Genomic DNA, 23,949 nt, shown 5'->3' on the forward strand with positions numbered 1-23,949 from the left:
GGATAATGCTGGTTGAAAATATTTCATCTGCCAGTTAAGCTCCCATACAGTGTCTGGTGAAATTTTAGCCTAATAGATTGTAATTTCCAGAAATGGCTTGATTATCTCAATAAATCACGAGTGTCATACACACATATAGAAATCGAAAATCCTATATTGTACGATAAATAAACGCTCAATGTCAATCATAAATTTGAAAAATTTCAGATTATATGGTATAATCAATATATAATAATAATTAAGGGTGCAATCAGCAGTTCTGCGCAACTTATTCCAGCAAGGAATGGAGTGCGTTTTTTCATTTTCAGAGCAGTTATCGAATTTGTGTAAAGGGAGATGTCTGATGAATTTAATTAATGAAGGAATAACACACAACGTGTTTGGTGAAGGAAGTATTGTCGAACACGAGGACTCGGTGATTGTCGTAGATTTTAATAACGTTCTTAAAAAGTTCGTTTATCCTGATGCTTTCGACAATTTCATTACACTAAATGATCAAACGATCGCTAAATCTTTAGAGGAAGTTTTCTTAAAAAAGAGAGCGGAAGAAGCGGTGCTTGAAAAGAAACGCAAAGAAGAAAAAAAGATCCGGTTACTTGAACAGCAGCGAAGAGATATACTCAAGAACAACAAAATTCATGAAAGCTCACAAATTGTTTTTTGGCTGGATGAAGAGGAACAATCTAACCTGTTTAACGACTGGCGAATATCGACCGGCAGTATTCAAAGCGGAAAAAATAAAGGACGGCCAAACCCGGTAACCCGTTTGCGTCCGAACAGTGCGGGTGTTCTGACTGTGCGAAATTCAGATCAAGAGGAAACAGAAAGACGGATCGTCGGTCTCTTCATGGTGAATGACATATTTACCGGCTCGATAGGCGATGATGGGCTGGTGCCATATCATGAAGATTTCAGAATTCAGCTAACAGAACAGGAAGCTGAGAAAATGCTCTTCTGGAAGTATTACGTAAATAAAAACTACCCTCATCGAACTTCATGGAATTCAGGCAAATTCCGTTACTTTGACAATGTATGGACTGCCCAGATGCTAAAAGATATCATAGCATTACGAACGGATGAAGATGAGGTCAAGGAAGCAGAAGATTTTCTGGAATACTTCTGCAAACTGAATGCTTTGGATATAGACAATATTCCTGAAGCAAGCGGTGCTATACAATAAACTTTATGCGTAGATAAGAAAAAGAGCGCCACTCTGCGGGAGAGAGGTGCTCTTTTTCCATTTCCTTAATAAATTTCCCTGTCCCAGAAACGTTGCTGAGCGATGGCTTTTACAAATTCGTCGCTGGATGCTGTATTAGCATCAGAAAGTATAATTCCCGGACCCTTTTTGGCTTCAGACGCCGTAAATAGGGACTGGCCTGTTGACGCAATACTCATCGGTTTGTAATGCATAAATGTTTCGTTAATAAAATAGATACTGTCTGAGTTAAACTTTGCCTGATTACCTGCACTTCCTCCAACGATGTAGAGAGAATCAAACAGTACAGGGGCCGTTGTTGAAAACGTTTCACTTACATGAATGACAAGTCCGTTTGACCCTGTTACTTTACCGATTTTTTCGCCAATAGCATATGTCCAGACACCATACTTTGACAGATTCTCAATCGTTTCTTTCACTTCCTGATCATTAAATCCGTCGCCAATGATAATCCCGACCTTTAAACTGTAGGGAAAGCGATTCGTTCGCTCCTGACTTAGGGCGGGTGAAGATTGCTCCACAGTCGATTGTTCGCCGGCCGGCTCATTTACTCCGACGTTCATCGCAATTAAGGCGGCCATTTCATTGTCAACACGACTGAACATATCAACCACTTGCTGTTTCACACTTACGCTTTGAACTTTCCCGACTTCAAAGCTGAATGACTGGGTGATATGCTTTTTCTCCGCCGGCGACATGCTGTTCCAAAAAAGCCTCGCCTGAGAAAAGTGGTCATTGAATGATTCGCTTCGTGCCTGAATGACACGGCCTTCCACCTTTTCCGCGTAGTGAACGAAACCGCCTTCTTCTTTTGTTGAGGCAGAAGGGGTGTTTCCTGCTAAAGAATTCTTATGGTAGCTTACCTGTCCCACATCTATTCGTTGTCGATTAAATCCATTGCGCTGATTATTATGGAATGGGCAAACCGAACGATTGATAGGGATTTCAGTGAAGTTCGGACCGCCCAGACGGTAAATCTGTGTGTCGCTGTATGATAAAATCCTTCCTTGTAACAGCGGATCATTGGTGAAGTCTATTCCAGGCACTATATTCCCAGGATGGAATGCCGCTTGCTCCGTTTCAGCAAATACGTTGGTTACATTTTGATTTAATGTCATTTTTCCGATGATTTTCACAGGGACAATCTCTTCGGGCCATAGTTTTGTCGCGTCAAGAATATCAAAGTCAAACATGAACTCATCTTCTTCCGCAATCAACTGTACGCCAAATTCATATTCAGCAAAATAGCCATTTTCGATGCATTCCCATAAATCCCTGCGCTGAAAGTCTGCATCCTTACCTGCGATCTTCTGTGCCTCATCCCAAACGAGTGAATGTACACCAAGCACAGGTTTCCAATGAAACTTTACAAACGTTGCTTTACCTTCGCTGTTCACAAAGCGAAATGTATGAACGCCAAACCCTTCCATCATACGCCAGCTTCTTGGAATTGTCCGGTCTGACATTTGCCACATGACCATATGTGCAGATTCCTGATTATTGGCTATGAAATCCCAGAATGTATCATGGGCTGAAGCGGCCTGGGGTATATCGTTATGAGGTTCCGGTTTGACCGCATGAATGAGGTCTGGGAATTTCATGCTATCTTGAATGAAAAATACCGGAATATTATTCCCGACTAAGTCATAATTCCCTTCCTCTGTGTAAAACTTCACCGCAAAGCCTCGTACGTCCCGTGCTGTATCGACTGAACCCAGGCTTCCCGCGACATTGGAGAACCGAGTGAAAACAGGCGTCTTCTGTCCGGCTGTTTGAAGAAAACCTGCTGTAGTATAATCTTTCAATGATTCATACAGCTCGAATTCACCGTGTGCTGCATAGCCCCTCGCATGAACAACGCGTTCCGGAATTCGTTCACGGTCAAAGTGCATCAATTTTTCTTTTAAATGAATTCCTTCAATTAATGTAGGACCGCGCACTCCTGCTTTTACTGACTCTTCATCATTTGATACTTTAACTCCCTGATTGGTAGTGATCTTTTTTCCTTTATTGTCTACCTTAAATTGATCAAGCTGTTCACTTTTTCTGTTCTTTTGTGTATCTCTGCTATCGTTAACCGATCCGTCGTTCACACAATCTCCTCCATCATGCTTCTCCATTTATTTTGGGATTAGCTCATCCATACTGTATGTGGAGTTTCTGTAAAATAGCACAAACAGAGAAATGGAAAATACGATGGAGTCAAGAAGTGAAGAGCAGCTGCATAATTATGGAGATCGTCTAATAAGGTGAATGCACCTGCACTTTTACACAGTAAAATGGACTTAACACCTATTTCTGCTCTAACTTTCCCACCCTTTTAGTTAAGTCATCAATTTGTTTCTGTATTAGTTCTAATTGAATTGTTCGTTCGGATTGTTTTTGCGCTTTTCGTTTGTTCTTCTTTTCATTTTCCAATTCCTGCAGTGTAATTGCGGCCGCTATTTGAAGAGATTCACCTGCTATGGACAGCACACTGCCCAAAAACTCCAGTTTAGCTGCATAGGTTTCTGCTGATTCAAAATTTTTATCTGTCTGAATGTTATCCATTATTTCACAACCTCTGTCAGTTATTGAGTGTTCCATTTATATGTGACATGCAACAAAATCATGTAAGCGGTAAAAGCTGGCACCCTGGATATAGATACTGATTTATAATGCAGCTGCGCTGAATACTTGTTTGTATTTGCATGGAATCGTTTTAATAGGATAGAAAAAACACCCGTAAACTAAAATAAAGAAATATAGTGAACATAAATTGCAAGGAGGCTGCAGAGCAGATTCATCCAGCAGTATGGTAAATAAATTGTAACTGTCATGATATACTCTATTACAATGTTTCTATTACATGATAAAAGAGCAGCTCCCGGAAAATTATTACTCTGGTCTTTCGTGTTGTGGGAAATATATAGGAAAGTGGTGGTGTTCTTTGAATTTGTTTGAAGCCAGAAAAGATATTTCGATAAGAGGAAAGAATGGGATCGCGTTCTTATTGTCTGCCGTTGTCATCTGGTCAATCATTACCGTTATATTTTTGCAGCCGATTGAAATAAGCCAGAAAAACATATTTATGATGTTTTCGACAGGTTTGATGTTTCCGCTGTCCTTGGCTCTGTCCAAATTACTGAATGCTGATTGGAAATTTGATGATCACGAGTTAGGGGTTTTGGGGCTATTTTTAAACTTGGCGCAGATTATCTACTTCCCGATCCTGTTTTGGGCTATGATAAAAAGCCCGTACGATGCAATTATGATATTTGCTGTCATAACCGGCGCTCACTTTTTCCCGTATGGCTGGTTTTATAATGCCAAACCTTATTATTACGCGGCACCCATTATTGCGATGAGTATGATGTTTTTAGGGCTGTATGCAGCTCCGGATCATTTATGGCTGCTGCCTTTCTTCATGACAGTGTTATTATTGATGTTAGTCATTTCTCTTTATTTGGATTTCAGGGCGGCAAAGAAAAGAATGTGATTTGCAGTGTCTTGTCCTTTGCGCACTCAGACAGCAGTATAGGATGGAATCAGGCAATGCGGTTTTCTATAAACGGTCTGTGATATAAATATAGTGTATTGCTGATCATTGTGCCCGCGCTTCAAACTGATTGGAACAAATAAATTTGCTTTGCCGATGGGAGGACAGGATATATGGAAGAGGTATATGTTGCCGGAGGATGTTTATGGGGAGTACAGGCTTTTATCAAAACGTTGCCCGGAGTCCAAGTTACAGAAGCGGGAAGAGCGAACGGAACGGGTTATACACTTGAAGGGGAGTATGATGGATACGCTGAGTGCGTAAAAACGGAATTTGATCCATCCGTCATGACGATAACAGATTTAATGGAGTATTTATTTGAAATCATTGATCCGTACAGTTTGAATAAACAGGGGCAGGATGTCGGAGTAAAATACAGAACCGGGATTTATAGTGAAAAGCCCGAACATCTCCAAGAGGCGAAAGCCTTTTTGCGCAGCAGAAATGACTATGACAAAATTATGGTGGAAGTACTTCCTTTAACAAATTATGTGAGAAGTGCAGAAGAGCATCAGAACAGGTTAGACAAGTGTCCGGATGAGTATTGTCATATTCCGGAAGACATTCTGACCAAGTATAAGTGAATGGTCCAATGAATCTGTGTATACATTTAATACATTGGAAAAGAGGCTGCCTTTTTATGGTGCGGCCTCTTTTCTGTGTTTTAATAACCGATTGGCGAATCCGTTTCCCAGTCGTTCCTTGTGGTTTGTCTATGCTGTTTTTGCAGCTGGCGGATACGATCTTTGTATTGAATCACCGCTTCATAGTGATAGGTGAGTGCAATTGACATATACAGCTCATTCAGCTGTGAAACGGAAAGCCCTTTTGTTTCCCGGGCAATATCTGTAATTTGTTCAGCTGACAGAATCTGTTTGCGGTCCAGTTTTTCCATATATTGCTTCCGTACTTCTTCCGTCGGGGACTTGATTTCATATGTGCTGTCAAAACGACCTGCGCGATTGATCAGGGCCGGATCGATGCGTTCGGGGTAATTAGTCGTTCCAATGATAAATAAGCCGTCACGGACATGTACGCCGTCCAGGATATTGAGAAATGTGCTTCTCATATGTTCAGGCATGGAATCCATGTCTTCGATAACAAGAATGGCAGGGGCAAGGCGTTCCACCGTGTTGAATACTTCTTGCACCGAATGGCTGCCGGTAAATTCTGTGATTTGCCAGTATACAACAGGTGCATCAGTTGTGCCTGTAATGGAACGGACGAGCGTCGTCTTGCCATTGCCGGGCGAGCCATACAGCAGGATACCGCGCTTATACGGCAAGCCGTACTCTTTGAAAAATGCTCCGCCATCCCGGAAAAATTCATCAATTGAACGAAATAGGTCATTTTTCAATTTTTCATCGAGCAGGACGTCTGATCGATTGATTTGTGTCCCGGCTGCATATGTCTTTTTCTCCATACCTTCTTCAGTGTCCACCAAATAAGTAATATTCGTTTTCATCGCTTCCCGCTGCAGTTCATTTAATGCTTCAATGAACTTTTTAACATGCGCAGCAGACGGAGCGAACACAGTATGTTCAGACCAGGTGGAACCTGTTGCGACATAGTAACTGATATTGGCCACAGCAATTTGGTGCTGCGGAAAGAAAATCAGCTGATTGTCGATGGTTTCTGCATTTCGCAGGGCAAACGCATTCACTGTTTCATCTTGCTGGATTTTTTCTGTTGGCAGAGTGGGATAAATATGACAAAGTGACTCGTACGGCAGTTGTTTGCGGTGAATCAGTTCTGGCAGCATGGTTTCCGTGTATGAAGAGAATTCATCGACTTGGATTATTTGCCAATCAGCCGGAGACCGTTCCTGCAGGGTTTCGAGTATCGCCTCAATGACAACACCGTAATACTGATAATGCGTAAGCTTTTCGTATTGTGACGAATGGAGAGGAATTAAAAACGATGGCTTCATTGTGTAACACTCCTTATAAATAAGTAGATCCCCCTAAAAGGAGGATCTATGTAAATTATTTTGTTTTGATCTTACCTGACCACTGCTTGAATCCGCCGCGGAGCTGATAAATTTCCGTACAGCCCTTTTTCTTCAGAAACAATGCAGCACGTCCGGTGCGGCTGGTGTTCTGATCATAAAGATAGACGGGCTTGTCAGGACGAATTTCTTTATAACGCTGTGTAAACTGTGTGAATGGAATATTGCGGGCGCCCAAAATATGTCCGGCTTCAAAATCTTTTGGCTCACGCACATCGATTAATTGTGCTTTGCGGTAACCCTTTATAAATTCTTCTTGCGTTAAAGTAGTCAATGCTTTTCCGACACGTATGTAAGTAATGACAAAATACAAGATGACCGCGAGCACAGCTGCCCCTAAAATATAATAACTCAAAAAAACTTCCCCCTTCATCAATATCTCTATTATAAAGATTATCTGGCATCAGTTCAATCGTAATGCTAAAATGAAAAGCGTTATTGTTTTTTTCGTTCACGATTTCCTATACTATTAGTTCAGTATGACAGACGAAGGAGAATGAATATGACAAAAGCTGTTTGGCATTACGTTGACTCGGGAAAATGCAGTCCTTCCTTCAACATGGCGCTGGATGAAGCGCTTCTTGATTTACATAGCCGAGGAGAAATCGGTCCGGTACTGCGATTTTATGAATGGGAGCCCGCTACGCTATCGATCGGGTATTTTCAGCGTATTGAAAAAGATATCGATATGGAGAAAGTGAAAGAATTAGGACTTGGATTCGTCCGCAGACCGACAGGCGGCCGAGGTGTCCTTCATGAACATGAGCTTACATACAGTGTCATTGTCAGTGAGAAATATCCGAATATGCCTGAGACGGTGACCGAAGCGTACCGTGTAATTTCCGGGGGGCTGCTGCATGGGTTCCGCAACCTTGGACTGCAGGCAGAGTTTTCGATTCCTGACAAGGACGTAACCGAGCAGCTGCGAAGCCCGAAAAGCGGTGTCTGTTTTGATGCTCCGAGCTGGTATGAACTGGTCGTCGAAGGCAAAAAGGTCGCCGGCAGTGCACAAACACGTCAAAAAGGTGTAATTTTGCAGCATGGTGCGATTTTAATGAGTCTGGATGTCGATAAATTGACATCTATCTTCACGTATTCATCTCCTGCATTAAAAGAACGTGTCCGCAGAACCTTGCCGGACCGGGCGATTGCGATTGACCGGTTAACTGACCGCGATATTTCAATGGATGAATGCAAACAAGCCTTTTCAAAAGGGTTTGAAGAGTCGCTTGATATCATATTGGAACCGCTTGAACTGACTGATGAACAGCTCGCTCTGGTGCACCAGATTGAGAATGAAAAGTATGCGAATGATCACTGGAATTTCAAAAAATAAAATTGGTGCTTTGGTTTTATTTTTTTTGGTGAAATATTGTTGCATCAGTCTTTCAGGATTTTTGACGAAAACGGACGATTGATAAAACATTCAATATGTAGTAGATTATTCAGTAAGACAAACACTATATATTGTGTTTGATGTGGTAGAAGGAGGATGTTATATGGTTACGATGTCGAAACGAGGCGAGCCGCTGCTCGACAAGCAGCAGCTGAATGAGGACATTGCGAAGTTCCCTCAAGTGCACCCGATTACAGACGATATGAAACTGACACACAGCGGGGTTTCCCGTTTAGTCATGATTGACCGTTATTCATTTAAAGATATGGAAAAGAAGACGCTAAAAGAAGGGGACTTCGTTGTTCTGACGGTAAGAGAAGATCCGAAATTTCCGGCGCGCGGACTTGGTTATATTACGAAACTTGATGCAGAAAATGGAAAGGCGGATATCTGGATTGAAGAAGAGTACCGTTCTTCGATCGATGATATGGACGAGCAGCAAAAAGGAATCGTTACCCGTCCGCTCGATGTGCTTGAAAAGCCGCTAGAGGTGTTCTATGAGCAGATCGCAAAACGAAATGCGACTGGACTTGCTTCTGTCGAGAAGACGGACGACAGAAAAAAACAGTCGTATGAGATGTTTTACGATCAGCTGAAGGCATTGAACTTCATTCCGGCAGGACGCGTGCTGTACGGAGCGGGATCGGATACGGATGTTACATTCTTTAACTGTTACGTCATGCCGTTCGTGCCGGATTCACGCGAAGGGATTTCCGATCACCGCAAGCAAGTGATGGAGATTATGAGCCGCGGCGGCGGAGTAGGAACGAATGGTTCTACATTACGTCCTCGCAACACACTGGCGCGCGGAGTCAACGGTAAATCATCAGGTTCGGTTTCATGGCTTGACGATATCGCGAAGCTGACCCATTTGGTTGAGCAGGGCGGTTCAAGACGCGGAGCGCAAATGATTATGCTGGCAGACTGGCATCCGGATATTTGTGAATTTATCATCTCCAAGATGCAAAATCCGCGAATTTTGCGTTATTTGATCGAAAACACGGAAGACGAAACGATCAAGAAGCTGGCATATGAGAAATTGAATTTCAAGCCATTGACAGCACAAGAAGAAGCGATGTATCAGGGGATTACGAATTATAAACATATCCCGGGCCAAGGCGGTTTTAATGCAGCGATTATTCGCGATGCGGAATTGAAACTGCAGGACGGCGGAACGTATACGGTTCATAATCCTGAATTCCTGACAGGTGCAAATATTTCCGTGACATTGACAGATGATTTCATGAAAGCAGTGGAAGAAAACGCGGATTATGATTTGCGATTCCCAGCTGTCGAAAATTATTCGCCTGAAGAAATGGCTTATTATAATGAACAGTGGCATGAAGTCGGCGATGTGCGCGAATGGGAACGCCAGGGGCATGAAGTCCGTGTCTACCGCACTATTAAAGCCCGCGCGCTGTGGGATTTAATCAATATCTGTGCCACGTATTCAGCTGAACCAGGCATTTTCTTCATTGATAATGCAAATGATGAAACGAATGCGAAAGCGTACGGACAGCAAGTTGTAGCGACGAATCCGTGTGGTGAACAACCGCTTGCACCATATTCTGTCTGTAATTTGGCTGCTGTCAATCTGGCTGAAATGGCAGACAGAGATACGAAGACTGTTAACTTTGAAAAGTTAAAAGAAACGGTACGGACAGGTGTGCGCATGCAAGATAATGTCATCGATTCCACACCGTACTTCCTCGAGGAAAACAAAGTACAAGCCCTTGGTGAACGCCGTGTAGGTCTTGGAGTAATGGGGCTTGCTGATCTTCATATCTATTGTGAAAAAACGTATGGCTCACCTGAAGGCAATCAATTAGTGGACGAAGTATTTGAAACTATCGCGACAACGGCTTACCGCGAGTCGATTGAATTGGCGAAAGAAAAGGGCAGCTTCCCGTTCCTGGTCGGGAAAACGGATGAAGAAACGATGGCGCTGCGTCAGGCGTTTATTAATTCCGGTTTCATGAAGCGTATGCCGGAAGATATTCGGGAATCGATTCTCGAGCACGGTATTCGTAACTCGCATTTACTGACTGTTGCTCCGACTGGATCTACGGGAACCATGGTAGGAGTTTCAACGGGCTTAGAACCATACTTTTCCTTTACTTACTACCGAAGCGGACGTCTTGGAAAATTCATTGAAGTAAAAGCTGAAATTGTAGAAGAATATTTGCAGGCTAATCCTGATGCAGATCCGGATAATTTGCCGGACTGGTTCATTTCTTCTATGGAACTTGCACCAGAAGCACATGCGGACGTGCAGTGCATCATTCAGCGATGGATTGACAGCTCGATTTCAAAAACTGTCAACGCACCGCGCGGTTATACAGTGAAGCAAGTAGAAAGTGTGTATGAAAGATTGTATAAAGGCGGAGCTAAAGGCGGAACTGTTTACGTGGACGGCAGCCGTGATTCACAAGTGCTGACCCTGAAAGCAGAAGACAATATTCCGGATACAGAAGAAGTGGTCGAAGTGACGGACCAGCCGAAAGTGGTGCTCGTTAACACGATTCAGGCATTGCGTTCGACAAATGTTACGATCGGTTCAGAAGTAGGCGACACTTGCCCGGTTTGCCGACAAGGAACAGTAGAAGAAATCGGCGGATGTAATACATGCACGAATTGCCAGGCGCAATTGAAGTGCGGACTATAATAAAATAACAGCTGCACCCCGGATGTGAACTGCATCCGGGTTTTTTCTATAGAGAAACGTCAGCTTATGCAACTCATATTCCTGCTCGTTCAGTGAGGTTTGAACAAATACTGTCAGTGATAAAAATTGATTTATTACAAAAGTCTATGTTGATATAATTTTCTAACTATTATATACTAACATAGTAAATTCTTTGATTTTCATTCATTTAAAAGAATTAAAAGCAGACGAGAAAGAAGGGGTTTTTGGGCTAACCTAAATTTTTGAGACAATATAAAACACCTTCGAAGTGGTACACTTGTAAAAAGTACTTACAACGGAGGTGTTTTTGCGTGGGCAAAAACGTATATTCAAGCGAAGTAAAATGGGCAGTTGTCAAAGATAAATTGAGTGGGGAATTAACAACTAAAGAAATTATGGAGAAGCACGGAGTCAAAAATAAATCCCAGATTGAAACCTGGATGAGATGGTATCGTGCAAATGAAATATATCGTTTTGATCAACCGATAGGTAAACAATATACCTTCGGTCATGGACCAGAACTTTCGAGTGAAGCGGACAAGAAAGAACGACAGATGTCTCATTTAAAAATGGAGAATGAGATTCTAAAAAAGTACATGGAGATCGAAAGGAGATTGAGAAAGAAATAGTTCTTCAGATTGTGGAAAAACTAAAAAAGAAGTATACAATAACAGCCATTTTATCCGCATTAGGAGTACCACGAGCTACCTACTATAGGTGGCGTCTGGAGGAAACGGATAAGTCTCTTTCAGTGGAAGAGGAGGCTATTATAGAATTGTGTAAACGCACTAAATATCGGAATGGACATAGAAAAATCAAAGCATTTCTAAAGCAGGAATACAACATAGAATTGAATCGCAATACGGTTCAACGCCTCATGCAAAAGCATAACTTACAGTGTCGTATCAAGCCTAAACGAAAGTGGAAATCTCAAGGGGAAAGTATCATAATTGCCCCAGATCTTCTTAAACGTAATTTCACAGCTAGTGAACCGAATCAGAAGTGGGTAACCGACATCACCTATATCCAGTATGGTAGTACGACAAAATATCTTTCAACCATTATGGATTTATACAATAATGAAATTGTTGCTTACAAATTATACGACCATCAACAGACACCACTCGTAATTGACACATTAAAGGCGGCACTAGCTGCGAGAAACCACCCCACAGGAGTGATTATACATTCGGATCAAGGGAGTGTGTATACGTCATACGCGTATCAAGCCTATATCAAGGATAACGACCTGATCGGCAGCATGTCACGTCGAGGAAACTGTTGGGACAATGCGGTGATTGAATCATTTCATTCGAGTCTGAAATCTGAAGAATTTCAATACGTTAAATTTAATTCATTACGCAATAATATTGTAGTTGAACGAGTAATTGCCTATTTAAATTATTATAATGAAGAACGTATCCAAGAAAAATTAGGCTACCTGACACCGATAAAATATGGTGTCAAAGCAGCCTAATCATGGTGTTTTATATGTGTCTCATATCGCTAGGTCAGTCTATTTTCATGCTGACGTTTTTATCATCCATCGTCTTATTAATTATTGGTTATCTGACGTATTCAAAAGTGGTCGAAAAAGTGTTTGTAATTGATGACGCAAGGAAGACACCCGCTTATACGCAGTCGGATGGGATGGATTATGTACCGATGAGCTGGTGGAGAGGCTGGCTGATCCAATTACTGAATATCGCGGGACTGGGTCCGATTTTCGGAGCGATAGCTGGTGCATTATACGGTCCGGTTGCATTTATTTGGATTGTCTTCGGCAGTATTTTTGCAGGTGCGGTACATGATTACTTTTCAGGGATGCTGTCTTTAAAGCACGGCGGTGCACAATTCCCTAAAATCGTAGGTAAGTATTTAGGTGATATCGCCAGACGGTTTATTAATGTGATTTCGATTGTTCTGATGGTTTTGGTGGCGGCTGCTTTCACTGCAGGTCCCGCACAACTGATTTCATCCATTACACCGCTGTCATTTATGGTTTCTCTTATTATCATATTCGGCTATTTTGTGTTAGCAGCTATTTTGCCGATCAATAAAATTATTGGCCGTTTGTATCCGCTGTTTGGAATTGTATTGATCGTCATGGCGGTAGGAATCGGCGGCGCATTATTATTCGGACCGGAAAAAATACCGAATCTTACTTTGCAGAATTTGCACCCGGGTGAATTGCCGATTTGGCCATTATTAATGGTGACCATTTCTTGCGGTGCGATCTCTGGATTCCACTGTACGCAAAGTCCGATTGTTTCACGGACGATGAAGAAGGAGTCGGAAGGCCGTAAAGTATTTTATGGCGCAATGATTGCGGAAGGCGTCATAGCGATGGTATGGGCTGCGGCAGGAATGACATTCTTTGGAGGCACAGGGGGTCTTCAGGAGGCGCTGGCTGCCGGGGGGCCGGCTGGTGCGGTGAATGAGATCTCGAGTACATTGCTCGGTTCGTTTGGCGGATTATTGGCTATCTTAGGTGTAATTATTTTACCGATTACAACGGGCGATACAGCACTCCGCTCTGCGCGGATGATTTTTACGGAAGCAACTTCTGCATGGGTAAATCCGAATAAAAAGTGGGTAACTCTTGCCAGCACACTGCTGCTCGGTGTTCCGATGTTCTACCTATCGACAATCGACTACTCATTTTTATGGCGTTATGTTGGCGGAACGAATCAGTTAGTTGCAGCTGTTATGCTGTGGACGGCCACTTCTTATTTGTTGAGGGAGAACAAAGCCCATTGGATCGCAGGAATTCCTGCGATGTTTATGACGGCAGTGGTTGTGACATACTGGATGTATGCTCCTGAAGGTCTGCATCTCGGCTATAGTTTATCTGTAGGCACAGGGATTGCGGTATCAGGTGCCATCGGTGTATTTTATGCAGTTAAAGCTATTCAATCGAAACAGGTTCAGGTTATAGTCAGTGAAAACTAAAAAAGAAAGGGTTCCCAGCGAGTATGCCGGGAACCCTTTCTTTGCAGTAAATCAGGCTGCATGATTAAAATCACCAGTTAACTTAGGAAAGAACCGACATAGCTTTCGGTTCATTGGACTCATCTGCGTTAACCGCAACTTTTGGATTTAGCGCACTCACACCATGCTGCTCCACTTCCTGCAGCTTCTCAAATGAAGCAATAGCGACTTCTACTTGCTTGTCGTCCGGCTCTTTTGTTGTCAGTAACTGAAGCCAAAGTCCAGGATACCCTAGGAAACGAAGGACGGGCACATTTCGGACTGCATTTGTCAGCTGCAGCACTTCAAACGACACACCGAGCACTACGGGAATTAATAAAATCCGATTGAGCACGCGCAGCCAGAGCGGATCGGTCGGTACGAGGAAGTAGATGAACATCCCGACAATAACCGTGAATAAAATGAAACTGCTTCCGCATCGATAATGCAGACGGGATTGCGACTGAACATTTTCTACTGTCATCTCCATCTGATTTTCGTAGTTATTGATCACTTTGTGTTCCGCGCCGTGATATTGGAATACGCGTTTAATGAGCGGTGTCATCGAAATCAGCCCAATATACGTCAGCAGCAGGAATAATTTAAAGAAACTCTCGAGCATAATCTGCGCGGTCTTGCCGGGTGCGACAGATTGGAATAACTCCGCCAGGAAAACAGGAACGAGTGTGAAGACAAACTTTCCGAAGATGAACGACAGCACACCCACAGCTGCCACTCCAAGGATCATCGCAAGCTTCGATGTCTCTTCTTCCTTAGCGCTTTCTTCTTCTTCGCCCGGCATCACATCATAGCGGTCACTCGCAAACGTTAAATGCTTGGAGCCGTTACCCGCCGATTCAATCAATGCAACAATACCGCGGACGAAAGGAATTTTCTTCAGTTTTGTGCGGACGGGATGCGATTCTCTCGGCACGTGATAGTACTCAATAGAATCATCTTTCCGGCGAATTGCAGTCACTGTATCCTTTTTACCGCCAAACATTACACCTTCTATAAGTGCCTGACCTCCGTATACAGGAGGGGTTTTCGGTTGGCTCATAACATACCCACGCTTTCTTTCGTTAGAAACGATATCTCTAGTGTACTAAAAAAACTGAAAATGCACCATTCAGATGTTTAAAAATGTGTAAAAAACCCGACACTGGAATGGGAGGTATTGTCATGAAAATCACTTCAACACATGTATGGACAGCGATTATGGCTGCAGTTTTATCCGTTATTGCATTAAAATTTCTGAAAGTCTTTAAATTTATCAAATGGTCACCGGTCGGCTGGACAAAGAAGTTCCAAATGTTTGCGGAAACGCCGGGCTTGGTTAAATGGATCTTATTATGGGTGATCTGCTTTGTGTTATTTTTTATTCTATATTTCATTGCGCGCCTGACATTCAAGATTCCGCCGACTCTTTCTTCGCTGATTGTCACAGTCATCGCAATTTTTTTCATTGAATGGATGATTCATGTGAAGGCAGATTTGACGATGACACAATTTATTAAGAAAATTTCAATTCCATTCGCTTGTCTGTTTGCGATGATTTTCCGGTTTGTCATCGGAACATCCGTTTATATGCGAAAAACCTTTGGCTGACCAAATAGTATTAGTTTGTCCCGCTGCCTCATTGTGCTAAAATAGGAAAGAAAAAGAGTGGGAGGGGATTACATGGAGCTGTTACTCTTAAATGGCCCGAACCTGAACAGGCTTGGCAAGAGAGAACCGGATATTTACGGCGCTGAAACGCTGTCTGATATTGAAAACAGAATCCGCCGACTGGCAGATGAATCGGACGTCACGCTTTCGTGCTTCCAATCAAATATAGAAGGTGAGCTGATCAACCGGATTCATGATGCAGGCGAGCGGGAAATTGACGGCATCATCTTCAATCCGGGGGCGTTTACGCATTACAGCATTGCGCTGCGTGACGCGGTCGCTTCTATTTCTGTCCCGGTAATTGAAGTTCATATCTCTAATATACATACTCGCGAAGAATTCCGGCACACGTCTGTGATTGCACCTGTAGCTGCAGGACAGCTTTGCGGCTTCGGCACGGCGGGTTATGATCTCGCCTTCCAAGCATTTCTGCTGCAAAGAAAGGAGAAGAAGTCATGAAGATAGAGAATTTACGAAAACAACTGGAAGAGCACGAGCTGGATGCGTTATTGATCACTAATCCTTTTAACCGCCGCTATATGACGAATTTTACAGGTTCAGCAGGCGTCGCCGTCATTTCACGTGAAGATGCAGTTTTCATTACCGATTTCCGTTATGTCGAGCAGGCCAATTCACAGCTGACGGGCTACCGCATCGTCAAGCATACCGGCACGGTGATTCAGGAAGTTGCAAATCAAGTGAAAGAAATGAAAATTGAGACACTCGGTTTTGAAAAAGAAGATCTCAGCTACAGCCAGTTTGAGCAGTATGAAGAGCTGGTCGGCGCAAGACTAGTTCCTGTCGCCGGTTTAGTAGAAAAGCTTCGCCTCATTAAAACACCTGAAGAAATTGAAGTATTAAAGCAGGCGGCAGCTATTGCGGATGCAGCATTTCTTTATATTTGTTCGGTCATTAAAGCAGGTAAAACAGAACTGGAAATTGCTAATGAACTGGAGTTCTTCATGCGTAAACAAGGTGCAGCTTCTTCCTCATTTGATATAATTGTCGCTTCGGGCAAAAGAGGGGCTTTACCGCATGGGGTAGCTTCTGATAAAGTGATTGAGACTGGTGATTTAGTTACAATGGATTACGGCGCCCTCTATAATGGGTATATCTCTGATATCACAAGAACGGTTGCGATCGGTGAACCTTCTGCCAAGCTGCGTGAAATCTACGAAGTGACACAACATGCCCAGGAGCTTGGTGTGGCACAGATTAAGCCTGGCATGACAGGGATTGAAGCCGATGCGATTACGCGCGACTATATCAAGTCGAAAGGTTACGGAGAAGCTTTCGGTCATTCTACAGGCCATGGGATCGGGCTGGAAGTCCACGAAGCCCCTTCGCTGTCGTTCCGTTCAGACACAGTGTTAGTGCCGAACATGACGGTGACAGTGGAACCGGGAATCTATTTGCCTGGCGTAGGCGGCGTGCGGATTGAAGATGATATACTGATCACAGAAACAGGTAACGAACGTTTGACAAAGTCTACTAAAGAACTGCTTATTTTATAAACGGTTAAAAATGGAGGAATACAAATGATTTCAGTAAACGAATTTCGTACAGGATTAACAATTGAAGTGGATGGCGACATTTGGCGCGTAATGGATTTCCAGCACGTAAAGCCGGGTAAAGGGGCAGCGTTCGTTCGCTCGAAACTGCGTAATCTTCGTTCAGGCAACGTCAATGAAAAGACTTTCCGTGCAGGCGAAAAAGTGGCAAGAGCACAAATTGACAATCGTAAAATGCAATATTTATATGCAAATGGTGACGAGCACGTCTTCATGGACAATGAATCATACGAGCAGCTTGAGCTTTCTGAGAAACAGCTTGAATATGAACTGAAATTCTTGAAAGAGAATATGGAAGTTCACGTCATCACGTATAAAGATGAAGTGCTTGGCGTAGAGCTGCCGGTGACGGTAACTCTAGAAGTGGCGGAAACTGAGCCGGGCATCAAGGGAGACACAGCAAGCGGCGGTTCCAAGCCGGCTAAGATGGAAACCGGATTGATCGTACAAGTGCCATTCTTTGTGAACCAAGGAGATATGCTGGTTATTAACACAGAAGAAGCAGAATACGTTTCCCGCGCATAATAGTAAGCATAAAAAAGGATGTCCCATTTTGGGGCATCCTTTTTTTATGTCTTAGAATTACATGTAAAAGGCCGCTTACCGGCGGCGCATTTTGATCCGCGTGAATCCTGCCATTTCAGCGGATGAACGTAAACCATTCATATGTACGCCTCCCCAAAGCGCAGCCCGCAGCGTCAGCACGTATTGTCTTCCTCCAAGTTTTCCTGTCCGTGACATCTTTTCAATTTTCAGCAGCCTGCATATCTTTTGCCCAAGCTTCATAGAGTGGACTATGGAGGAGGCGTAGCGGGATGGAACTAAATGATTTATTGCGCATCGCCGGCGTCGGATTGGTGATTGGGGTGCTGCATGTATTCTTCGAGCAGACAGGCAAGAAGGAGTTTTCATTCTTTTTGTTTTTCCTTGCCTACCTGTACATCTCGATAGAGTTATTAATGTTCCTCAGAATATTCTTCACTGAGATCACGGAATTCTTCAGCTGGTTATCGATGGCGATGTAATGGCGGTTCTCTTTCAATTATTCATCGTGTATCTGTTGTTGCTTCTGCTTTCATTTGCGGCACCCGCCCTGCATCCCATTCTTTATACCACAATGTTCTTGATGGTGTCGGTCTATGTATTACTAACGGTCCTTGTGCCGTTCGGATCGACGTTGCTGTCACTGACTGAAAAGCTGCCGGCGCCGTATGCAACACTTCTGGTGGTAAGCGCGGGACTGTATTATATGGCGGAAGTTCTCTCGCTTCAAATGAAAGATGAAGGATACGGGGCATTTGGTCAGCTGTTCCAGACCACGATGAAAATTGTCATTATGTCCTTGTGGCTGCCGTATATTACACAATTAATCGAGACAATCCATGCGCTGATTCCTTGGTGAACGAATCAATTCAAACATGAATGGACGAGACCTCTATGCTGAATTTCCTGCATGAAAGTATCGCCGGTGTAGTCGGACCGTTTTTCCTGTTACTCATCATGCTGCTGCTCGCCTCACTCGTCGATTTTTTCTTCCCGGCATTCCAAAAATGGACGAGATTCCTGTTGCTCATTCTGATTTTGGTCTTACTGATTGAACCGGCGAAGGACAGTTTCGAGCAAATTCAAGTGATTACGCATTCGATCGCTTCTTTGTTTCTCGGGATGTATCCGCTCATTGCGGCAATGATTCTGGCTTCAGGGGCAACGTTTGGCGTCTTGAATTTTCAGCCGGCTCTGCTGCTGTTTGCGCAAGGGGCAGTCGTCTTTGCAGATAAATTCCTGCTCCCTGTGCTGCTGACTGCGCTTTTGCTGGATATTTTCACCCGGCTGGTACCCGAAATTGTCTTCAACAAGATGGCTGATTTACTTCGTACATCGCTCCTTGCGATAGTATCTGCCCTCGTTGCAGCGTACTCTATTTTCATTACGGCGGGCGGTGCGCTGTCCTGGACGATGAATGGAGCTTTGAATGAACCGCTGAAAGAATTAATCAAGCAAAATATTCCGGTGATCGGCTCACTTTTGACTGACACTCTCGGTTCGATTGGACGCTATTCCTCCGGTGCAACGGCTTATATGAGTGTCTGGCTGCTCGTATCAATTTGGACGATAGCGTTATTGCCGGCAGTAAGAATTTTATGCATTGCTTTTTTATTCAGATGGACAGCGGCGATTATCGAACCTTTTTCACAAAAAGAAGTATGCGGATTACTGGATGATATCGGACGCACATTATTTGTGTTATGCGCGATTTCATTTTTGCTGTCATTTGCCTTCATCTATACGACGATTTTTATTGTGACTTTCATTAAGCTGATGACGCTCGGGAAATGAGGCGAGTGTATGCATCTGTTTCTGGCGGGACTGGCGAACCTGGTTATACTCTCATTGCTCATTCAGCTGATGGCGGGCAAGGAGATGGAAAGAATATTCATTCCTTTGTGTAAGGTAGCGATTGGCATTTGGATTTTGCAATATATTTTGCAATTCGCAAGTCATAAGTACCTGTGACGGTACATACTATTCAAATGTAGATTTCATTTTTAGTAATGTCACGTTGAGATGGTGATGGAACTATGGAAAAGCCTGCAGGGAAATCCCGATTGTTGGTGATCGGTTTGATGGTCATGGTGTTTAGTGTTTTATACATCACCAGTACGGCGAATGTAGGAGGGGAGAAGCAGAAAAAAGACGAGAAGCGCATGCTGTCGACACTTGAAGAAACACTTGAACAAATGGAAGGGCTAGGAAAAGTGACGGTCTATTTTCATTATGATGAAAAAGAAGCAGAGAGCCCGTTGGCCGGATACTTTTCCGTTTCATCCAATACGACAAACCATTCACCTTTGCAGGGATTGCTCGTCGTAGCAGAAGGGGCGGAAGATCCGGCGTTGCGAAACGGACTTTCACAATTATTAGCCAATGTCCTACAACTGCCCGAACATCGTATCGTCATCGTGGAAATGAAGAAAAGGGGGAATCAACATGAAAGCCAATAAACGAACAGTGTGGTTTTTAACATTACTCAGTCTAGTCGCAGTGATCTCCATTTATTATGTGAAAACGGAAGCGCCTATGCCGTTTGACGGAGTTGCCATCTTTACGAAAGAATCAAAGGACGCAACAAAGTTACTTGAAAAAGAAGGTAAAACCGAGGAAGTGCAGCCGGTCTTCGCAGAATCATATATTTTCCAGGATATGCGAATGGAAGTCCGTAACGAACGCAGTGAAACAGTACAGCAGCTGACTGAAAAAATGACTTCCTCAGACTTCACTGCTGAACAGAAGAATGAAATTTTCAATGAAATCGCAGAACTTCGAAAAATCAGCTCCACTGAAGCGTTGATGGAAATGCAAATCCAGGCACTCGGTTATCCGGAAGTGTTCGTACGGGCTGATAATGACCGCGTGAATGTAACGGTGCTATCGAATGAAAGCCATTCACCAAAAATGGCGGATGAAATTACACAGTATGTCATGTCAAGCTGGGACGGGGCACAAACTGTCAAAGTGGATTTTGCAGAGACAAAAGAATAATTTAAGAACGGAAGCTCCTGCAGCTTCCGTTTTTTCGTTCATCCCAGATTTTTAATTGGTAAGCGACAGTTAAAAATTTCTCCAAAGGGACATATAGGTTAACCTTTGAACGCGCGGTGATAACGCAATTGCAAAAACTTCACTAATTAGTCATAAAATTTGGAAACATGCTGATGTTTTACGAGAAATATAGACTATTTTGCGAATTTGCTATTCCATATTGATTCTAAAACGACTATCATAGTAAATGGCAGTAAGAAAATATAGTTAGGAGAATCAGATATGTTGAAAATTCAAGAAATCCGAGAAATCATCAAGCTTATTGATCAATCATCCATCCAAAAGTTCACATTTGAAGCAGACGGAGGGAAAATCAAATTAGAGAAAAAAGACGGACAAAGCGCGGCAGCAGTTTCAGAAGCTCCTGCAGCACCAGCAGCGGTACAAGCACCGGCAGCGGCGCCAGCAGCTCCTGCACCGGCAGCAGCACCAGCACCGGCACCTGCTCCTGCAGCACAGGAAGCTCCTGCAGCTGAAGCGGCGGCAGATGAAGCTTTGCATGAAATCACTTCCCCAATGGTCGGAACATACTATCAGGCTCCATCTCCGGACGCAGAAGCGTACGTTAAAAAAGGCGATAAAGTTACGGCTGATTCTATCGTTTGTATCGTAGAGGCAATGAAACTATTCAACGAAATCGAATCAGAAGTTTCTGGAGAAATCGTTGAAATCTTAGTGCAGGACGGTCAACTTGTGGAATACGGACAGCCTTTATTCCTTGTAAAAGAGAACTAAGGGGGAGTAACTAATGAAAAAAGTTTTAATTGCAAACCGCGGTGAAATTGCAGTACGTATTATTCGTGCATGTAAAGAAATGGGTATCAAAACTGTAGCAGTCTATTCTGAAGCAGATCAGGATGCGCTGCATGTGCAGCTGGCAGACGAATCAGTTTGTATTGGACCCCGTTTATCAACAGACAGCTATTTAAATTTCTCTAATGTCATCAGCGCTGCAAAGGCGACTGACTGCGACGGCATCCATCCAGGCTATGGTTTCCTTGCAGAAAATGCCAGTTTTGCAGAGTTGTGTGAAGAAGTAAATATTGAATTCATCGGCCCGACTTCGGATGCGATTTCGAGAATGGGTACCAAAGATATTGCGCGCAATACAATGGCAGAGGCTGGGGTTCCAATCGTTCCCGGTTCAGACGGACTGGTTGATGATGCGGACCACGCATTAGAAATTGCCAAAAGCATCGGGTTCCCTGTCATCATCAAAGCAACAGCAGGCGGCGGCGGTAAAGGAATTCGTGTTGCACGCGATGAAGATGAGCTCGTTAAAGGCGTCAACATCACGCAAAAAGAAGCGGCCGCAGCATTCGGCAACCCGGGTGTATATCTCGAGAAATATATCGAGGTATTCCGTCATGTAGAAGTACAAGTACTTGCAGACAAATACGGCAACACGATCCACTTAGGTGAGCGTGACTGTTCCATTCAGCGCCGTATGCAAAAGTTAGTGGAAGAAGCGCCGTCTCCTGCATTGACACCTGAACTGCGTAAAGAAATGGGCGAAGCGGCAGTTAAAGCTGCAAAAGCCTGTAACTATCGCGGTGCCGGAACAGTAGAATTCATTTTCGATCATATAAATCAGAAGTTTTATTTCATGGAAATGAATACTCGTATTCAAGTGGAACACCCTGTAACGGAAATGATCACAGGCGTAGACTTGATTCAACAGCAGCTGAAAGTAGCTTCTGGCGAAAAGTTATCCATCAAACAGAAAGATATTAAAATCAACGGCTGGTCGATTGAATGCCGGATTAACGCAGAAAATCCTGAAAAGAATTTTATGCCGTCACCCGGAAAAGTCACTATGTATCTGCCTCCAGGCGGTTTAGGTGTACGTGTCGATTCAGCAGTTTACCCAGGCTATGCGATTCCGCCGTTCTATGACTCAATGGTCGCAAAGCTGATCGTTCATGCGGATACGCGTGAGCAAGCGGTCGCTCGGATGAAACGCGCATTGGACGAATTTGTAGTGGAAGGTGTACATACAACGATTCCTTTCCACTCCAATCTGATGGATAACGAAGTATTCCAGTCAGGTGATTTTGATACAAAGTTCTTGGAAAAGTACGACGTCATGAAATAATTGGAGGAGAAGTGTAATGGCTGATAAAACAAATCCATCGTTTGTCGGAATGACACCGTCTGGAAATGCAGCACTGGGCCGGGTTCAACTTGCACCCGAAGTACTTGAAGTCATCATCGGCATCGCCACCACAGAAGTCAGTGGTGTAATTGCCACCCAGGGAAACTTCGCAACAGGTGTTGCGGAGAAATTGGGCAAAACGATGTACGGCAAAGGAGTAAAAACCGAGTGGGCAGATGAAGGACTGAAAATTGATGTGTATTGCATTATCGAATACGGCCATTCCATTCCCACCGTTGCGGCGGAAATTCAAAGCGAAATACGCCAGGCAATTTACCACATGACCTCACTCGATACACACGAAGTCAATGTCCACATAACGGGCATTCATTTCGAGGACTGAGCGGGGTTGCGGACAATACAAACTGAAGACAATTCCTGCGAACGGTAGGATGTCTTCAGTTTTTTGCGTGGAAAAGGGCGGTTGAACTGATTTGTCAGTGACTTCTCAGTTTCAGTCTATCTGAAAGGCTGACCAGATGTTCCCGGTTGTGGATATGAAGTGACTGCACAGCAAGGCGGAGTGTTCAACGGGAAGTGTGGCCGGCCGACAAGGCCGGGAAACTGCAAATCCCGGCTGGAAATGAAAACTCATGACATAAAATCGCCTGATTCCACTAGTTCTTTTCGTTCCTTTTGTGCTATCATTAGGTTTTGAAGATGCGCGGTAGAGGAGACAATAATTATGAAACGACGAGAAGCACGTGAAAAAGCAATTCAAACGCTGTTTCAGCTGGATAACAGCGAAATGAACGTGGATGAAGCGATAGGTTATATCGTGGAAGGCCCGCTAGATTCATTTTACGAACAATTGGTTCGCGGCACAGCGGAAAATCTGACAGAAATTGATAGTGAAATTACAAATAAATTAGAAAACTGGACCATCGACAGGCTGCCGAAAATCGAACGGACTGTTTTGCGCCTTGCTGTTTATGAACTTCTGCATAATGAGGAAGTTCCCGACCGGGTCATCCTGAACGAAGCAATTGAACTGTGCAAAACGTTCGGCGATGAGAAATCAGGCCGTTTTGTCAATGGAGTGCTTTCTAAATTTAAGTAAGCCAATTTGTCACTGCTAGGTATACGTTTGGGCTCGATCAACTTTCAACACAAAAAACAAAAAGTTTGGTGGGAAAAT

The 23,949-nt window shown here is 43.6% G+C and carries 26 protein-coding genes; 21 read left to right on the top strand and 5 right to left on the bottom strand.

Annotated features, from left to right (window positions below; all coding sequences use genetic code 11):
* Window positions 1-343: 343 nt before the first annotated feature.
* Window positions 344-1,180, top strand: coding sequence for a malate synthase (locus SporoP33_RS00240; protein ID WP_081241876.1), 837 nt, complete (start codon window positions 344-346; stop codon window positions 1,178-1,180).
* A 65-nt stretch (window positions 1,181-1,245) separates the two neighbouring features.
* Here SporoP33_RS00240 and SporoP33_RS00245 read toward each other — a convergent pair whose 3' ends face one another.
* Both SporoP33_RS00245 and SporoP33_RS00250 read right to left on the bottom strand, forming a co-directional pair.
* Window positions 1,246-3,339, bottom strand: coding sequence for a catalase (locus SporoP33_RS00245; RefSeq protein WP_196796823.1), 2,094 nt, complete (start codon window positions 3,337-3,339; stop codon window positions 1,246-1,248).
* A 172-nt stretch (window positions 3,340-3,511) separates the two neighbouring features.
* Window positions 3,512-3,769, bottom strand: a complete 258-nt coding sequence (locus tag SporoP33_RS00250) for a hypothetical protein (protein WP_081241878.1) — start codon at window positions 3,767-3,769, stop codon at window positions 3,512-3,514.
* Between the two features lie 379 nt (window positions 3,770-4,148).
* On the opposite strand from SporoP33_RS00250, the gene SporoP33_RS00255 reads away from it, so the two are divergent.
* Together SporoP33_RS00255 and SporoP33_RS00260 are read left to right on the top strand one after the other, a co-directional pair.
* Window positions 4,149-4,697 (top strand): DUF7010 family protein, encoded by a 549-nt coding sequence (locus tag SporoP33_RS00255; protein ID WP_081241879.1) that lies wholly within the window; start codon window positions 4,149-4,151, stop codon window positions 4,695-4,697.
* Window positions 4,698-4,870: 173 nt separating this feature from the next.
* Window positions 4,871-5,341, top strand: coding sequence for a peptide-methionine (S)-S-oxide reductase (locus tag SporoP33_RS00260; protein WP_081241880.1), 471 nt, complete (start codon window positions 4,871-4,873; stop codon window positions 5,339-5,341).
* Between the two features lie 80 nt (window positions 5,342-5,421).
* Here SporoP33_RS00260 and SporoP33_RS00265 read toward each other — a convergent pair whose 3' ends face one another.
* Both SporoP33_RS00265 and SporoP33_RS00270 read right to left on the bottom strand, forming a co-directional pair.
* Window positions 5,422-6,687, bottom strand: a complete 1,266-nt coding sequence (locus tag SporoP33_RS00265) for an ATP-binding protein (protein ID WP_081241881.1) — start codon at window positions 6,685-6,687, stop codon at window positions 5,422-5,424.
* A 55-nt stretch (window positions 6,688-6,742) separates the two neighbouring features.
* Window positions 6,743-7,138, bottom strand: coding sequence for a rhodanese-like domain-containing protein (locus tag SporoP33_RS00270; protein WP_081241882.1), 396 nt, complete (start codon window positions 7,136-7,138; stop codon window positions 6,743-6,745).
* Between the two features lie 129 nt (window positions 7,139-7,267).
* Here SporoP33_RS00270 and SporoP33_RS00275 point away from each other — a divergent pair, with 129 nt between their 5' ends.
* The 4 genes from SporoP33_RS00275 to SporoP33_RS00290 all read left to right on the top strand — a co-directional run bounded on the left by SporoP33_RS00275 (window position 7,268) and on the right by SporoP33_RS00290 (window position 13,799).
* Window positions 7,268-8,101, top strand: coding sequence for a lipoate--protein ligase family protein (locus SporoP33_RS00275; RefSeq protein WP_081241883.1), 834 nt, complete (start codon window positions 7,268-7,270; stop codon window positions 8,099-8,101).
* A gap of 163 nt (window positions 8,102-8,264) precedes the next feature.
* Window positions 8,265-10,826 (top strand): vitamin B12-dependent ribonucleotide reductase, encoded by a 2,562-nt coding sequence (locus SporoP33_RS00280; protein WP_081241884.1) that lies wholly within the window; start codon window positions 8,265-8,267, stop codon window positions 10,824-10,826.
* A 332-nt stretch (window positions 10,827-11,158) separates the two neighbouring features.
* Window positions 11,159-12,324, top strand: a protein-coding gene (locus SporoP33_RS00285) for an IS3 family transposase (RefSeq protein ID WP_099662801.1) whose coding sequence is annotated in 2 segments (ribosomal slippage) — window positions 11,159-11,435 and window positions 11,435-12,324 — 1,167 coding nt in all. Because the reading frame shifts where the segments join, the coding sequence is not laid out codon by codon here.
* A gap of 47 nt (window positions 12,325-12,371) precedes the next feature.
* A complete protein-coding gene (locus SporoP33_RS00290; protein WP_081244694.1) occupies window positions 12,372-13,799 on the top strand; it encodes a carbon starvation CstA family protein in 1,428 nt (475 codons plus the stop codon).
* A gap of 82 nt (window positions 13,800-13,881) precedes the next feature.
* Here SporoP33_RS00290 and SporoP33_RS00295 read toward each other — a convergent pair whose 3' ends face one another.
* Window positions 13,882-14,877, bottom strand: coding sequence for a DUF1385 domain-containing protein (locus tag SporoP33_RS00295; RefSeq protein WP_081241885.1), 996 nt, complete (start codon window positions 14,875-14,877; stop codon window positions 13,882-13,884).
* 122 nt (window positions 14,878-14,999) lie between these two features.
* On the opposite strand from SporoP33_RS00295, the gene SporoP33_RS00300 reads away from it, so the two are divergent.
* The 14 genes from SporoP33_RS00300 to nusB all read left to right on the top strand — a co-directional run bounded on the left by SporoP33_RS00300 (window position 15,000) and on the right by nusB (window position 23,871).
* On the top strand, window positions 15,000-15,425 hold the full coding sequence (locus SporoP33_RS00300; RefSeq protein ID WP_081241886.1) for a hypothetical protein: 426 nt from the start codon (window positions 15,000-15,002) through the stop codon (window positions 15,423-15,425).
* A gap of 72 nt (window positions 15,426-15,497) precedes the next feature.
* A complete protein-coding gene (gene aroQ / locus SporoP33_RS00305; protein ID WP_081241887.1) occupies window positions 15,498-15,944 on the top strand; it encodes a type II 3-dehydroquinate dehydratase in 447 nt (148 codons plus the stop codon).
* Window positions 15,941-16,999 carry a M24 family metallopeptidase gene (locus tag SporoP33_RS00310; protein ID WP_081241888.1) on the top strand — a complete coding sequence of 353 codons (1,059 nt, stop codon included), beginning with the start codon at window positions 15,941-15,943 and terminating at the stop codon, window positions 16,997-16,999. Before aroQ ends, SporoP33_RS00310 begins: the two co-directional genes overlap by 4 nt.
* Before the next feature lie 24 nt (window positions 17,000-17,023).
* Window positions 17,024-17,581: an elongation factor P gene (efp, locus tag SporoP33_RS00315; RefSeq protein WP_081241889.1), complete on the top strand. Its 558-nt coding sequence runs from the start codon at window positions 17,024-17,026 to the stop codon at window positions 17,579-17,581.
* A 290-nt stretch (window positions 17,582-17,871) separates the two neighbouring features.
* On the top strand, window positions 17,872-18,081 hold the full coding sequence (locus SporoP33_RS00320; RefSeq protein WP_029054553.1) for a hypothetical protein: 210 nt from the start codon (window positions 17,872-17,874) through the stop codon (window positions 18,079-18,081).
* Window positions 18,081-18,458 carry a stage III sporulation AC/AD family protein gene (locus SporoP33_RS00325; RefSeq protein ID WP_081241890.1) on the top strand — a complete coding sequence of 126 codons (378 nt, stop codon included), beginning with the start codon at window positions 18,081-18,083 and terminating at the stop codon, window positions 18,456-18,458. The genes SporoP33_RS00320 and SporoP33_RS00325 overlap by 1 nt, the downstream gene beginning before the upstream one ends.
* Before the next feature lie 35 nt (window positions 18,459-18,493).
* Window positions 18,494-19,393 carry a stage III sporulation protein AE gene (locus SporoP33_RS00330; RefSeq protein ID WP_196796824.1) on the top strand — a complete coding sequence of 300 codons (900 nt, stop codon included), beginning with the start codon at window positions 18,494-18,496 and terminating at the stop codon, window positions 19,391-19,393.
* A 9-nt stretch (window positions 19,394-19,402) separates the two neighbouring features.
* A complete protein-coding gene (locus SporoP33_RS15835) occupies window positions 19,403-19,570 on the top strand; it encodes a hypothetical protein (protein WP_155961270.1) in 168 nt (55 codons plus the stop codon).
* Window positions 19,571-19,635: 65 nt separating this feature from the next.
* Window positions 19,636-20,058, top strand: a complete 423-nt coding sequence (locus tag SporoP33_RS00335) for a hypothetical protein (protein WP_081241892.1) — start codon at window positions 19,636-19,638, stop codon at window positions 20,056-20,058.
* Window positions 20,045-20,596 carry a SpoIIIAH-like family protein gene (locus tag SporoP33_RS00340; RefSeq protein ID WP_081241893.1) on the top strand — a complete coding sequence of 184 codons (552 nt, stop codon included), beginning with the start codon at window positions 20,045-20,047 and terminating at the stop codon, window positions 20,594-20,596. The genes SporoP33_RS00335 and SporoP33_RS00340 overlap by 14 nt, the downstream gene beginning before the upstream one ends.
* Window positions 20,597-20,878: 282 nt before the next feature.
* On the top strand, window positions 20,879-21,391 hold the full coding sequence (gene accB / locus SporoP33_RS00345; RefSeq protein ID WP_081241894.1) for an acetyl-CoA carboxylase biotin carboxyl carrier protein: 513 nt from the start codon (window positions 20,879-20,881) through the stop codon (window positions 21,389-21,391).
* Window positions 21,392-21,404: 13 nt separating this feature from the next.
* A complete protein-coding gene (gene accC, locus SporoP33_RS00350) occupies window positions 21,405-22,751 on the top strand; it encodes an acetyl-CoA carboxylase biotin carboxylase subunit (protein ID WP_081241895.1) in 1,347 nt (448 codons plus the stop codon).
* Between the two features lie 16 nt (window positions 22,752-22,767).
* Entirely contained in the window at window positions 22,768-23,154 is a 387-nt protein-coding gene (locus SporoP33_RS00355) for an Asp23/Gls24 family envelope stress response protein (protein WP_081241896.1), read from the top strand.
* 342 nt (window positions 23,155-23,496) lie between these two features.
* Window positions 23,497-23,871, top strand: a complete 375-nt coding sequence (gene nusB / locus SporoP33_RS00360) for a transcription antitermination factor NusB (protein ID WP_081241897.1) — start codon at window positions 23,497-23,499, stop codon at window positions 23,869-23,871.
* Window positions 23,872-23,949 lie beyond the last annotated feature (78 nt).

It is taken from the genome of Sporosarcina sp. P33, from assembly GCF_002077155.1.
In the GTDB taxonomy this organism is placed as follows: Bacteria; Bacillota; Bacilli; order Bacillales_A; family Planococcaceae; genus Sporosarcina.

Excerpts from the sequence above, each read along its gene's own strand:
- SporoP33_RS00240 (WP_081241876.1), top strand. The coding sequence starts at position 344 with ATGAATTTAATTAATGAAGGAATAACACACAACGTGTTTGGTGAAGGA.
- SporoP33_RS00245 (WP_196796823.1), bottom strand. The coding sequence starts at position 3,339 with ATGGAGAAGCATGATGGAGGAGATTGTGTGAACGACGGATCGGTTAAC.
- SporoP33_RS00250 (WP_081241878.1), bottom strand. The coding sequence starts at position 3,769 with ATGGATAACATTCAGACAGATAAAAATTTTGAATCAGCAGAAACCTAT.
- SporoP33_RS00260 (WP_081241880.1), top strand. The coding sequence starts at position 4,871 with ATGGAAGAGGTATATGTTGCCGGAGGATGTTTATGGGGAGTACAGGCT.
- SporoP33_RS00265 (WP_081241881.1), bottom strand. The coding sequence starts at position 6,687 with ATGAAGCCATCGTTTTTAATTCCTCTCCATTCGTCACAATACGAAAAG.
- SporoP33_RS00270 (WP_081241882.1), bottom strand. The coding sequence starts at position 7,138 with ATGAAGGGGGAAGTTTTTTTGAGTTATTATATTTTAGGGGCAGCTGTG.
- SporoP33_RS00275 (WP_081241883.1), top strand. The coding sequence starts at position 7,268 with ATGACAAAAGCTGTTTGGCATTACGTTGACTCGGGAAAATGCAGTCCT.
- SporoP33_RS00280 (WP_081241884.1), top strand. The coding sequence starts at position 8,265 with ATGGTTACGATGTCGAAACGAGGCGAGCCGCTGCTCGACAAGCAGCAG.
- SporoP33_RS00290 (WP_081244694.1), top strand. The coding sequence starts at position 12,372 with ATGCTGACGTTTTTATCATCCATCGTCTTATTAATTATTGGTTATCTG.
- SporoP33_RS00295 (WP_081241885.1), bottom strand. The coding sequence starts at position 14,877 with ATGAGCCAACCGAAAACCCCTCCTGTATACGGAGGTCAGGCACTTATA.
- SporoP33_RS00300 (WP_081241886.1), top strand. The coding sequence starts at position 15,000 with ATGAAAATCACTTCAACACATGTATGGACAGCGATTATGGCTGCAGTT.
- aroQ (WP_081241887.1), top strand. The coding sequence starts at position 15,498 with ATGGAGCTGTTACTCTTAAATGGCCCGAACCTGAACAGGCTTGGCAAG.
- SporoP33_RS00310 (WP_081241888.1), top strand. The coding sequence starts at position 15,941 with ATGAAGATAGAGAATTTACGAAAACAACTGGAAGAGCACGAGCTGGAT.
- efp (WP_081241889.1), top strand. The coding sequence starts at position 17,024 with ATGATTTCAGTAAACGAATTTCGTACAGGATTAACAATTGAAGTGGAT.
- SporoP33_RS00320 (WP_029054553.1), top strand. The coding sequence starts at position 17,872 with ATGGAACTAAATGATTTATTGCGCATCGCCGGCGTCGGATTGGTGATT.
- SporoP33_RS00325 (WP_081241890.1), top strand. The coding sequence starts at position 18,081 with ATGGCGGTTCTCTTTCAATTATTCATCGTGTATCTGTTGTTGCTTCTG.
- SporoP33_RS00330 (WP_196796824.1), top strand. The coding sequence starts at position 18,494 with ATGCTGAATTTCCTGCATGAAAGTATCGCCGGTGTAGTCGGACCGTTT.
- SporoP33_RS15835 (WP_155961270.1), top strand. The coding sequence starts at position 19,403 with ATGCATCTGTTTCTGGCGGGACTGGCGAACCTGGTTATACTCTCATTG.
- SporoP33_RS00335 (WP_081241892.1), top strand. The coding sequence starts at position 19,636 with ATGGAAAAGCCTGCAGGGAAATCCCGATTGTTGGTGATCGGTTTGATG.
- SporoP33_RS00340 (WP_081241893.1), top strand. The coding sequence starts at position 20,045 with ATGAAAGCCAATAAACGAACAGTGTGGTTTTTAACATTACTCAGTCTA.
- accB (WP_081241894.1), top strand. The coding sequence starts at position 20,879 with ATGTTGAAAATTCAAGAAATCCGAGAAATCATCAAGCTTATTGATCAA.
- accC (WP_081241895.1), top strand. The coding sequence starts at position 21,405 with ATGAAAAAAGTTTTAATTGCAAACCGCGGTGAAATTGCAGTACGTATT.
- SporoP33_RS00355 (WP_081241896.1), top strand. The coding sequence starts at position 22,768 with ATGGCTGATAAAACAAATCCATCGTTTGTCGGAATGACACCGTCTGGA.
- nusB (WP_081241897.1), top strand. The coding sequence starts at position 23,497 with ATGAAACGACGAGAAGCACGTGAAAAAGCAATTCAAACGCTGTTTCAG.